At 41.5% G+C, this 12422-nt stretch carries 8 protein-coding genes; 2 read left to right on the forward strand and 6 right to left on the reverse strand.

Going from position 1 to position 12422, the window contains the following annotated elements; genetic code table 11:
- Positions 1-86: 86 nt before the first annotated feature.
- The 4 genes from EHS13_RS27315 to EHS13_RS27330 form a co-directional block, all read right to left on the reverse strand.
- The gene (locus EHS13_RS27315; protein ID WP_155703415.1) at positions 87-1679 is read right to left on the reverse strand and encodes a response regulator; all 1593 of its coding nucleotides are present in this window, start codon (positions 1677-1679) and stop codon (positions 87-89) included.
- The gene (locus EHS13_RS27320) at positions 1676-3511 is read right to left on the reverse strand and encodes a sensor histidine kinase (protein ID WP_155703416.1); all 1836 of its coding nucleotides are present in this window, start codon (positions 3509-3511) and stop codon (positions 1676-1678) included. The genes EHS13_RS27315 and EHS13_RS27320 overlap by 4 nt, the downstream gene beginning before the upstream one ends.
- 18 nt (positions 3512-3529) lie before the next feature.
- On the reverse strand, positions 3530-6100 hold the full coding sequence (locus EHS13_RS27325) for a glycoside hydrolase family 2 protein (RefSeq protein ID WP_155703417.1): 2571 nt from the start codon (positions 6098-6100) through the stop codon (positions 3530-3532).
- 98 nt (positions 6101-6198) lie between these two features.
- Positions 6199-7203: a LacI family DNA-binding transcriptional regulator gene (locus EHS13_RS27330; RefSeq protein WP_155703418.1), complete on the reverse strand. Its 1005-nt coding sequence runs from the start codon at positions 7201-7203 to the stop codon at positions 6199-6201.
- A gap of 304 nt (positions 7204-7507) precedes the next feature.
- Between EHS13_RS27330 and EHS13_RS27335 the strand changes: the two genes are divergently transcribed.
- Positions 7508-9502 carry a hypothetical protein gene (locus EHS13_RS27335; RefSeq protein ID WP_155703419.1) on the forward strand — a complete coding sequence of 665 codons (1995 nt, stop codon included), beginning with the start codon at positions 7508-7510 and terminating at the stop codon, positions 9500-9502.
- 26 nt (positions 9503-9528) lie between these two features.
- Here the strand turns inward: EHS13_RS27335 and EHS13_RS27340 are convergent, their stop codons facing one another.
- Both EHS13_RS27340 and EHS13_RS27345 read right to left on the reverse strand, forming a co-directional pair.
- On the reverse strand, positions 9529-10455 hold the full coding sequence (locus tag EHS13_RS27340; protein WP_155703420.1) for a diacylglycerol/lipid kinase family protein: 927 nt from the start codon (positions 10453-10455) through the stop codon (positions 9529-9531).
- Between the two features lie 418 nt (positions 10456-10873).
- Complete coding sequence (locus tag EHS13_RS27345) at positions 10874-11833, reverse strand: aldo/keto reductase (RefSeq protein ID WP_162463275.1); 960 nt, start codon at positions 11831-11833, stop codon at positions 10874-10876.
- 223 nt (positions 11834-12056) lie between these two features.
- Here EHS13_RS27345 and EHS13_RS27350 point away from each other — a divergent pair, with 223 nt between their 5' ends.
- Positions 12057-12308, forward strand: coding sequence for a hypothetical protein (locus EHS13_RS27350; RefSeq protein ID WP_155703422.1), 252 nt, complete (start codon positions 12057-12059; stop codon positions 12306-12308).
- The last annotated feature ends 114 nt before the right edge of the window (positions 12309-12422 follow it).

Here is a 12422-nt window from a genome sequence, read left to right on the forward strand (position 1 = left end):
TCCTATACCTAAATTATATAGGGATGAACTTGATAAAAAAAGAAGAGTACCATTACTAGAAATGGTACTCTCATGACATTATTAAGTTATTTTCTGACTTCGCCCGGCGTGATTCCCCAGTATTTACGGAAAACCTTTGTAAAATAACTGACATCGCGATAGCCAACCATGCGAGCAGCATCATACACCCTGGCCCCTTCATTCAAAAGGCTGCTGGCTCGCTCCATTTTCTTATCTAATACATAAGTCGAGAAGGATTTGGAGGTTTCTTGCTTAAACAATCGGCTGAGGTAGGAAGAATTGACATAAAGCATCGAGGCAATGGCATGCAGGGTTAAGTCTTGGTCCATCAGCTCCTGAACCAACGAAACCACCGATTTAATCAGCTGGTGCCCGCCAGATTTGCCTTGTTGATTCGTATATTGGTCAATATGACGGAGACATCGTTCAAACCATTGTGAAATTTGCTCCTTGGATACCAATAAATCATGATTCGAGAAGTAAGCATAATCCTCCTGAACCACATCTTTAACCGGCCATTGCTGTGATTGAATCCAACGGATGAACAGCGAGGAAGTTAAGAATACGATTTCCTCTACTTCATCAACAGTTGCTGCCAGATTTAAGTTTTCAATAAATTCCTGAATTAGGCTGGCGGATCTCGCTTCCATTTGGCCTGCCTCTAACGCAAACCAGAGATCCTTCTCGAAGCTTTCTTTAAAGGTAAGCTGACTTTTCCCACTTGCTGGCTCCATATACGGGATCGCCAGGTTATCTCCATAAATGACTCTCATTTGCAGAGCCAATCGTGCTTGTTTATAGGATCTTTGTACACTGGCTAGCTGTGAAATCCCTCCAATCCCAACACTGGCTGTCAGCTTCAGAATTTGTTCGACGGTGTAGATAAATTTACTGCATGAAGTATGAACAAACAATTGAAATTCCATAGCATTCATCGTTGAAATCGAGTCAAAAAGAATAAGGGTTGCCCCGCTCCAGTCCGTAAAAACCTTGCAGGACTGCGGAAAGTAATCTTTAGCTATACTCTGCAGTGAAAATTGCAGCAGTGAATGGTCATTATTGCCAAACCGTGTCTCATGCTCCGACAAGGGGTCCATCTCTGCAACGGCCAGACAATAATCATGCTCCATGGATAAGCTAATCCCTAGCTCTAGGCTTCTTCTCGAAATTTGCCAATCATCGAATTTATCATGAACCCAGTTTTGGAGAAACATCTCCTGGAGTCGCGGCAGATTCTCCTTCCATTGCTGCTGCATGATGGACTGATCATGCTTCTTCGCTAGCTCTACCTTGATTTCTTGAGCCGCATTTACGACAGCATTCAGGATTTCCTTGTCCCCGGCGGGCTTTAACAAATAATTGCTAACCCTTAAATCAATCGCTTTTTGGGCATATTGAAAGTCGTCGTGCCCGCTCATCAGAATGATTTTGATCATGGGATTCCATTCCACTATTCGAGCTGCCAAGGTGAGTCCATCCATCTCCGGCATTTGAATATCCAGAAGAATAATATCTGGTCGATTGTGCTCCAAATGCTTCAAAGCCTCTAATCCATTGGAATGCGCACCTACTATTTCGATCTCATTTGCTGCCCAATCCATACTATGGACAAGACTGTTGCGCAGCAATGCCTCGTCCTCCACAATCATTAAGTTCATTCCGTTTCCTCCTGCTGCTTATCTATGGGTTGTTGAAATGGCAAATAAATGATAACCTTTGTTCCAGTCAACGCTTCACTGTGAATTTGTAATTCAGCCTCCGCACCATAATAGATCTGAATTCTTCTTTGTACATTCCTTAAAGCAAATAAATCATCCGACTTGACATACGCAACAGAGTCCTTCCGTTCAATCGCCAGCTGCTCCCTAATGTAGACAAGTCGTCCCGATTCAATTCCGACACCGTTGTCGGAGATCTCCAGCTTCAATCGATCCATCTCTAGATAGGCTTGAATATGCAGGACCCCGCCATGCTGTTTTTTCTCAAGCCCATGAATAACAGCGTTCTCAACTAAAGGTTGCAATAAAAATTTTAACAATTGAAAGGAACTGACTTCAGGATCCAGCTCAACCTGGAAGTTTATTTTATCACCAAAGCGAATTTCTTGGATGTGAATATAGTAGCTAAGATGCTCCATAGTCTCTGACAGCGAGAATGTATCCCTGCCTTTACTAAGGCTTAGCCGGAAAAACTTGGACAAATTCAGCACTACATCCCCGATATCATCAGCATCATAGTTTTTGGACATCCAGTAAATCGAGTCCAAGGTGTTATACAGAAAATGCGGATTAATTTGTGATTGCAGAAAATTAAGCTCGGTTTGCGCAAGCCGCAGCTCCTTCTCATAAATATCATGAACCAAATACCTCTGCTGTTCTGCCATAAGATTAAAGGTTTCGGTTAAATACCCGAGCTCGTCAGAGCGGTGATTGTCCAAACGCATCGATAAATTGCCCAGCCGAAGCTGCTTCATCCCGTAGGAGAGACCACGAATTGGGGCCGAAATCCCGCTATATACTACCCACGAGATTCCCATAGCGAGAAAACAGCTTATGACAATAATCAGTAATGTAAAGGTTTGTAGCTGCTTGGTTTGTTTGAATACTTCCGATTCCGGCTGGGTCATTACCAAAGACCAATGAGATTCTTCCGAAGTTACTTTTATTATAAAAGTAGATTGCTTGCTTCCGGCAATCCGAATCATCGAAGATTTGCCTGAGGTTAACTCGCCTAGCGGGATTTTGGAGTCGTTTGTTGCTGTTGATATTAGCAATTGTTGGTTTTCGTCATACAAATAGATCTCGCTATCCTTGAAATCAGAAAGCTTCTTGGCAAAGTTCAGCAGCTTCTCTTTAGGTACAGAAAGCATTAGAACATTACCTTTTTTCACACTATTAAAAATATCCATGGAACGCATTAGAACGAGATTATTAACATTAAACACCGAATTTAATTCAAAGCTGCCTTGAGCTTCATCCTTAACCGGCGAATACAATATGTTCTTGCCATTAGCATTTTTGACACGCCTAAACCAATCCTGCTTACTGTAATCGTCGATAGATTTCCAGCCATACGTACTGGTGAAAAGCATATGCATATTAGTTTGAAAAATAGCCGTTTGAGTCAATATGCTGTTTACATTATTGATATTGGTAATTCGGGTTAGCAGCTCTACCGAGCCATAAACAGATTCAGCAGAAAGTGGTGATTGCTCCAGATTATTCAGCATTTGCGATAAATCCTGATCCGAAGAAATCAATATCGCCAAATCACGCAGACTTTGCATAGTCACATCCATATTATCTAAAGAAGACATCATCGCATTCTTGCTTCTTTCACTGATTTGACCCTCAAGAATTTGCTTGGATTTATAATTGGCGTATAAGCTGATGAAAATAAGCGGCATCAAAATAATAATAAAATAAATCGTTAATCTGAATTGGATGGAGCTGGTGAGACGTTGGCGAAAACCTGTTAGCAATTTCTTCACTCCAGCTCCTCCTTGAACTTAATATACGGCTAAATTCACACCCTCTATAACTAACTGGGAGGGAAGTACTGCATGGTTAAGGCAAGATAAGGTTTGAGCTTCGTTCGGCAGCAGGGTTATATAATTCTGATCCCAATGAAAAAATGCTCCCGGGTCACACTCTCTAATAAAAATACCAATTGCAGCAACGGAATTTGGGTTAGAAATGATTACTTGGTTATTCTCAGCTCCCTGATTTAACTCAAGGTTAACTTTCTTCAAGCTCCGTAAGGGCTCAAAGGAATGCAGGCCATTCATCGTAAAAATATAACTGTTCCTAGCGCAAACAACTTCACTATCTCCAGCAACCTCCAGCCTTAATATGAACAAATCAAAAGGACAAGAGCTGACCTTCCATTCCAACTCACCTACTAATAGTACGGTTTGCAAATTGGGAATAGTGAAGTGTTTCTCCTCTAAACATTCTCCATATGCATTATAAATTACAGCACGGACCTTAAATCCCTTGTCAGCTTCATTCTCTGAGAAAACCTGCTCCTGCTCATGATGCAAGTAAATGGCTGCTCTGAATAATTCACCGTTTTGAAAAGCAATTTGCTCATATTGTGCGGTAATAAGCAGCTTGGAGAATGCCTTCTGCATGCTGTAATAGGCAGGCTTTGGCATGCCATCTACTTCAATAAGCGAAGTATTGGCATTATTGGCATAAGGCTCGTTGCCCATCCATACAATGAAACCGGAGCTTTGCGGCTCTCGTCGTCGAGTTGACTCTACCGCATACCTAAGCGACTCATGCTGTAGATAACGGCTGCACTGCATATATGCGTCCATTTCATTCTTAGCTTCCTCCCATTGGCCAAACCAAGCTTTCATTTCCTCCCATTGAATCCACCAGCTGCCTCGATGGGTCCAATATGGATTCGTTTTGTTTGGCGGCCATACGGAATAACGATCCTTATATTTTTCCAATAATTCTAAGCGGGCTATGCCTGGGGAGCCTGTTTCCGAACGCAATAACGCATCATCTTGATTAAAAAAGCCATAATGCTGCCCATCACCCAGGTAAACCCATGGACCATGAACATCATGATGCAGACCTTTTCCAAAGTCCGCTTCCACCGCACAAAAGCTTGGTCCTGATGCACTTGCAGGAAGAAAATAGCGAGAAGGGTCAAGCTCGTTCACAAGCCCTTTAAGCATAGCTATATTGACATGAGTTTCATTCACTGGAATAAATCCGCTCCACATCAGCTCGTTGCCACCGCACCAAACAGTTAAACTGGGATGTGCTCTTTTCTCAAGGATGGCTATTGTTGCAATTTCACGCAAGCTTTGTAGAAATGTCGGATCATCTGGTGGATTATTGTCAATGCCGCTGGAGGATTGTAAAAATTCCTGCCAAACCAATAAACCATGACGATCACAATACTCGTAAAATGCTTGCTTTTCAATAATGCCTCCGCCCCATACGCGCAATAAATTCACATTCATTACCTTGAAACGTCCCAAATAATCCTCATATTGCTTCTCAGTGACAGCACCATAAAAAGGGGTAATGGGCACCCAATTCACACCTTTAATAAATATGCGCAAGCCGTTGATGAGTAAAGTATAAGGCAGTGCATCCGTGGGAGCGTTCTCATTCTGAATAAACTCGATATGCCGAAAGCCAACCTGCTTGACTGCTTGTTGACATAAACGTTCATTGGAATCGGTAATAATTATCTTAACTGTATATAACGGCTGAGCTCCGTATCCATTTGGCCACCACAGCTTAACATCTTCAACCTCCTGCTTGATTTGCAGCTTTCTCCTTCCACCTTGAAGATATTCCTCCAGATGGCATGAACTTATTAGCTTATTCTCTTCATCCAATACGACAAATTCTATATGATACTGCCCAGTTACCTGTACATTCATTTGGATATTCAATTCCAACATGCCGCTTTTGTAATCAGGCAGCAAGCTGGCAGCGGGATAAAAGTCTGTAATCTGTAGAGCATGATAAGTTGAGAGATACACATCACGCCATATGCCCACTGGAATAATGCGCGGACACCAATCCCAAGCATAATTAAAACGTGATTTAAGCTTGCTGATTTGATGAGAATACCCGATCTGCCCGTCAACCTCAGGTGTCTGCAAGAAAACGACTTTTAAATGATTTTTATTTCCAGCCGCTGCTATTAGCTTTTCCGTCACATCTATACTAACAGGCTTGAACATGCCTTCGAATTTAGCTATATTCATGCCATTCAGATAAATTTCCCCCGCATAATCCAAGCCTTCAAAGGTGATTTCACAGCGATCCTCAGTCCATCCCTGCGGAAGCTCAAAAAACTTTTCAAACACCCATTCCCGGTTGTTGACCCATTCGCCTTCAAGACTGCTCAAACCTATATTGGGATCCTTTAACCACCCAGCCGCTAACAAATCCGTTTGGACGGAGCCAGGCACTACCGCTTTAATCGAATGAACAGCTGGAGTTAGATTTACACCCAGCTCCATGGACACCTCTGCCCGCCATTGGTGAGGATACCAGCCTGTAAGCAGCCAGTCATCTCCGTTTAATTCAAACTGCTGCGACATATAATAACCTTCTTTTATGATGAATTTTGTAAGTCTTTCATTCTATCTTACAAAGTTATTCTAAACCGCTTCAAATCCAATGTCAATTTAGTTTTTTATTAAATCTTTCGTGTTGAACCTCTAACTACAAGCTGAACGTCGAAGGTTTCCTGCAGAGTAGCTGCCGCATCATGATGTCCTGTCAGGATGTCGATTAAATATTGCGCAGCTTTACTGCTCATTAATTTAACGGGCTGGCGTATGGTCGTTAGAGGTGGATATAAATCAATACTGCCTGGCAAATCATCCGCACCAATTATGGAGATATCCTCCGGTATTCGCACTTCTTTGCTCCGAAAATGACGATAGAGGCCTGGAATAAAATTATCATTGGCCACAAATAGCGCTGTTATTTGTGGATTCTGTTCTAGCAAGTGGTCAATTTGTGAGCATATATCCATCTCTGTAAGATGAGCTACATTGATTAAATGATGCTCTTTAAAAGTACTTATATTAAACTCCTTCAAAGCGTCATGTACACCTTTTAAACGTTCTTGATGATCAGCCGAAGCATTTACCTCATCAATAATCCCGATATGCCGATGATTCATTTGCACCAAATGCTGGATTGCTAAATACCCGCCTTTATAATGATCACCGCGTATAAAGTTAACTGGGAATGAATCTATTCGATTGAATAATAGGACGCTTGGCACAAGCTGCGACAGGTCATAATAATGCTCCTCCGAGTAAGGCAGCAAAGTAAAAATAGCAGCTCCGATTCCTCTTTCGCTGATGAAATCCTGCAAATCTGAATGCTTGCGTGGAATATCTTTAAGCGCGCACAAACGAATACTTAATTTATTGGAAAAAGCTACCTCTCCTATGCCAGATATAATGCTGTTCTCAAACAAAAGAGATTGTGGGGAAGTAAAGAATACAATCTCCTTGGATTTATTTAAGCTCGAGGCAAGCTTAGGAGTATAGTTGTAATTCTGGATAATCCCAGCTACTTTCTCCCGTGTCTTTGCACTAACTGTACCCTGATTATTAATTACGCGTGATACCGTCGCTATGGATACGCCTGCTTTCTCTGCAATATCATAAATATTCAATGTACTCACCTGCCTTTAATTAATTTAGCTGCATTATAGCACGTTTTATGTAAGTCTTACAATAATATTCATATTGACACATAAACATTCGGTAATGTAGGATTTAAATGAAAGAAGTAATGTAAGACTTACATAATGAGCAATAACTTCTTTTAACAACTCAGCCTCACCGTCTTTTTTGTTACCGCTTACATTATTAGAGAATGATTTTTGTATTATGAGGTGATGTTAATGAAGTTATGATCGTAATTAATAATGGAATTTTTACAAGCGTAACCTCTTCAAAATCCAAAAAGAAAGCTGGGATTAAGTAATGAAATCCAAGAAAAGAATGATCGTCTCGCTTGGCATGTCTTTAGCTGTAATAGTAAGCAATTCAACAAGTGTGTTCGCTGCTACCAAAACGGTTGATTTTAATAACTTCCCAATCAATTATACACATGTTAATTGGCAGCTCCCAGTTACTCATACCTCCTCTACAGGTTTCTCTTATTCCACTCGCATTGATCAGCATGGCGTAACTTGGCCAACAACCGCTTATTACGATCAGCTTCTGGGTGCGGGCGGGTACAACACAGTGAACGGTTGGAATATGAAATCTATGATTTTGTATGCAACAGAAAAAAACAATGCTTGGCTGAGCAATGGCTGGAACTATTATCAAGATATGGCCGAGGGAGCCACTTGTGTCGATGATTCTGCTAGATCTGCAATTGCTTTTGCCGAAGATTATATTCTGAATGGAACTAGCGCCAATGCTGCATCCTTCCAGAACGCACGCGATCTGCTCACCTTTACCGGCTATATGACCACTCTTGAAGGCAAAGTTTATAACTTCGCTTGGTTGGATGGGCCTGGCATGTTCGGGTGGGATCCTATTCAACAAGGTCAAGACAAACATTTTAACTTCCGTTCTGAATATGTCAAACGTACGGAATATCCATTCAAGCCTGGACAAAGCCCAGTACCTAATCGCAATGTTCCAGAGCATTTTACCGGCTATGATTGGATGGACCCTGAGACCGACGATGCCCATGCGTTGCATGATGCAAGCAATAAACTTATTCCGGCACGGCCATTTATGCCACACTCCAAATATTCTATTTATATGAATGACCTGCAATCCACCAGCGGAGCAGATATAGCTCAAGTCTATAGCGGGGTGCTGTATAATGCCAATGGTACGGAGAATACAGCCAATCCGCTCAATGGAATTAAACAAGACTGGACCACAAGCTCACTAAATTTAGGTGCGGATGATGCTAGGAATTTATGGGCGTTTGCTGAAGGCTTGAACATGATGCAGAAATATAAATCGATCAATGGCAGCTTAACTGGAGACAATTTAAATTTTGCGAAGTTTTTAGAGGCTCATATCAATCGCCTTTTGTATAATATAAAGCAATATAACTTAAGTACACTGGATGTTAAGCTTGCCAGTAATTTCCTTACCGGGTTGACGGAATATTATCAGCTCATCTATGGCTCAACAACAAATCCAGGCAGCCTGAGCTATGGAACCTACGCTTTTAATTTACCTGCAAACTCCAATACAACATCGGTATATGACGATCGGATAACTCAAAATGACATCTATGTCATGATGGACGCTTTACAAACCCGTATAATCTCCAAACAATTTCACACAAGCGACTGGAGAGACGGCATCTTTATTGATGACTCCGTTGCTGGCAACTGGGGAGCTTGGGGTGAGCTTGAAATTTATGCATTGTCTAAGCAATATATTCTTAAACGCAATGCTGGTCAAACTCCCACACAATTAAACAGTCTGTTGGATTCTATCACTTACTCAGCAGATCGCTTTTATGCCAACCAAGCCTATCATTACAATGATTCAAGTAATAATTATGCAAGGACGAAGGAACGAATTACATCCATAACAGGCTGGGCGGCCAAATTCCATACTAATGATTCACAGGTGGTCTATGCCAATTCTTCCATTGCGCTTGGCTTGAAGCAGCTTGCTGAAGCCTACTATCTTTCCGGAAGAGCGGACATAACTACTAAAAGAAGCAACTATCTGGAATACGCAAAACGAGTAGCCAGCTGGTTCATCGGAAACAACAACCTCCAGATAGACCTCTATGATGCTGTAGCCGGAGCAGGCACTTATAAAGGACAAGGAACTGTTTTTGATGGCATTGCACCTGCCCGTTTTACTGGTATTATCACTAAAAGCAATGATACAGGCGGAGAATCCAATGCTGAAGGGCTGCTGACTCTGATAACAATTAAGAAAGCTATCGCGCAATACGGCTTAAGCTCTTCATTCTCATTTAATTATTAATAGTAGTAAAAACCCTCCAGAGCTTATTAAAGAGCTGGAGGGCCTGCTATTATTGAAATTCCCCGTGGAACTATTTTTAATTGCACTGGCGTTTCCCCAGCAGCTTCACCATCCGCTTGCAGTAGGAGTGGGGCAGCTGAACGAATAGATATAGAGCGGCCTTTATAGAAGGTTACGGCTGGATGATTGACATGTTTACCTGAATAAACAGAGAACAGAATGGATAATACCTTCCATCTGCTTGGGCTGCGAATGACAACAACATCTAAATAACCATCATCCGAAAGTGCTTGCGGGCATATCTGCATGGAGCCGCCATAGAACGGAATATTGGCAGTTGCTGCCAGCCAGGTATGGGTCAACTCATGAGAGATTCCGTCCACTTCTAGCCAAATTGTACAATGCTTATAAGTTCCAAACACACGCATCATTGTAATAAAATAAGCAAGACTGCCAAGTCCCAAGCGATTCAGCAGTTTCTTGTAAGCGGCCTCATTTGTCAGCTTAGCAACTAAGCCATCAAACCCAGCTCCGATATTGTTAATAGCGAGATTATCCGAATTGGTATGTATCAAATCTATTTGCTTAATTGTACTGGTAGGAGATAAAGCCAAATTAAGAGCTTCCATGGAATTCTTCGGTATTTCGTGTGCTTTGGCATAATCATTGCCTGTTCCTGCAGGAATAACAGCAAGTGCGCAGCTTGTTGCACCTCCAGCATCTACAATACCGTTTACAACCTCGTTTATTGTGCCGTCTCCTCCAATGACAATGATCCTCTTGACCTCATCAGCCTTCACCATCTGAGCAGCAATTTCATAAGCCTCTCCGCCATAGCTAGTTGCTTTATGAATGTAAGCCGTTTTTCGTTCTTCTAATTCCTTTTCCACCCTTAACCAAGTCTTCTTGCCTTGTCCATTGCCTGAGAGCGGATTAATTATTATTCCAATCATGCTGCTTTTTCCACCTGTTCATAGGGTTTCTAGTTACTCTCTTAAAGTATAGTTCAGGTTGCAAATTTTGTCTTTAAATGAATTGGGATTGCTGAAAAACATATAATTGGCTTCCAGGTTTTTTCCGAAAAATTAATAAGCCTAATATTTGTGCTAAAGATAGAGCTAGCACCAAAAAAATGCTAGTTTCGCACAATTATTGTGCATATGGATAAATTTATCTGAACGCGCAAAACGCCTGCATTAAAACACTCAAAATTGTTACTTTTCAAACACTGGATTTCTCTTGCGACAGTCTGACTGTGCAGAAAGTCACATCATTTCGAGATTGGAGTTAATTCCAAACTAAAAAAGGCGCACAAGTGCACCTCATTTCGTGGATGGAGCTAGTCAAGGATATAATAAACCCTTAAATCTTCTACCTCAAAAACTCCAACTGCTCCTGGGTTAGCCGTAGGTCAGCAGCTTTCAAGCTCTCTTCCAATTGGCTAATTGTTCTGCAGCCAATAATCGGAAAGGTCTGAAAGCTATGCGAAATTAAATAGCCGAGGACAACTTCCGTAATTGAACGCGAGAGGTCATTTGCAAGCTGCTGAGCCCGCTCGAACCGCGCTCTATTGGCTGCTGATTTATACATAGGGCTGATCCGTGAATCATCTGCTGTATATTGCCCCGAATCCCATTTAGTGAATAACCCCTGTGCTTGGGACGAATACGGAAAAGCTGGCAATCCAGTTTCCAAGTGATATTGCGTCATCCCATTATCCATTGCAACAAGTGTAGTATCCACAAACTTCGTACTATCTGCTTCGGCAAGGCTCCACATCATTTGATTACCTGAAAACCCTTGAATCCCATGCTTGTTGGCATAAGTCTGTGCTTCCTTAATCCGCTCTGTAGTCCAATTCGAGCAACCAAAATAACGAATCTTGCCCGCTTTCACTTGTTCATTTAAAGCTTCGAGAATTTCCTCAACTGTTCGATCAGTATCATCCCGATGAAGGATATAGAAATCAATCGTTTCGACTTGCAGATTACGCAAGCTTTGCTCTATATCATGAATAATATCTTGCTTTGACATTCTCGCTAGCTGCATACTTTCTAGAAGCGGATGTGCCCCCTTCGTAGATACTAGCAGCTTATGGCGATTTTTTCTCGCTTTCATCCATAAACCAATCGTTTTCTCACTGAGGCTGGGTTCTACGGGCAACCAATTTGAATAAACCTCTGCTGTATCCACAAAATTTCCGCCTCGATCTACATAAGCATCCATAAGTTCAAAAGAATCTGCTTGATTAATATCACTGCCAAGAATTGCGCCACCTAAACAAAAGGTCGAGCATTCTAAATCCGTACCCACTACCGATTTAATCTGCATATCCTTCACCTCCATGTTCGAAATCGTTACTGTCCAATAAAATATATAACAAGCAGGAACACATTGCAATTAATGTGACGGCTAGTATAAAGCGAGACGAATGAATCATTTAAATGGAGAACCCACACTTCAATATAGGGACATTCATATACTAGACTATCAACCAAGCAGCTACTTATGGATGCTAGTATTCTGCTGAAAACGCTAAAAAGGAGGTTTTGAGATGTCCGTTGCTGCACTTCGTCGCCAAAGTAAATTATATATCAATAAACAGGTTAAAATCACTGCGAAAAATGGGATTATTTACACAGGAAAAATCACAAAAGTCGATGGAAAAAAATTATATTTAAAGGTTTCTTCCGCCAATGACGGTAAAAAAGTTCATACCTCATTTCTTCCATTCGTTCTGCCGCTTGTTTTATTCGATCTACTTGTTATCGCCTTGTTGGAAACAGGTCCGCGAAGATTTATCTAATAGGTAATTATCCCCTCAAGGAATGAGGGGTTTCTTTTTATTTTTCACCTCTAATGGAATTAATATAAGATTTAGTAGTATTATAGATGCATCTCAAATCGGGTCAGCTAATGA

The sequence above is a fragment of the Paenibacillus psychroresistens genome, assembly GCF_009728935.1.
Taxonomy (GTDB): domain Bacteria; phylum Bacillota; class Bacilli; order Paenibacillales; family NBRC-103111; genus Paenibacillus_AC; species Paenibacillus_AC psychroresistens.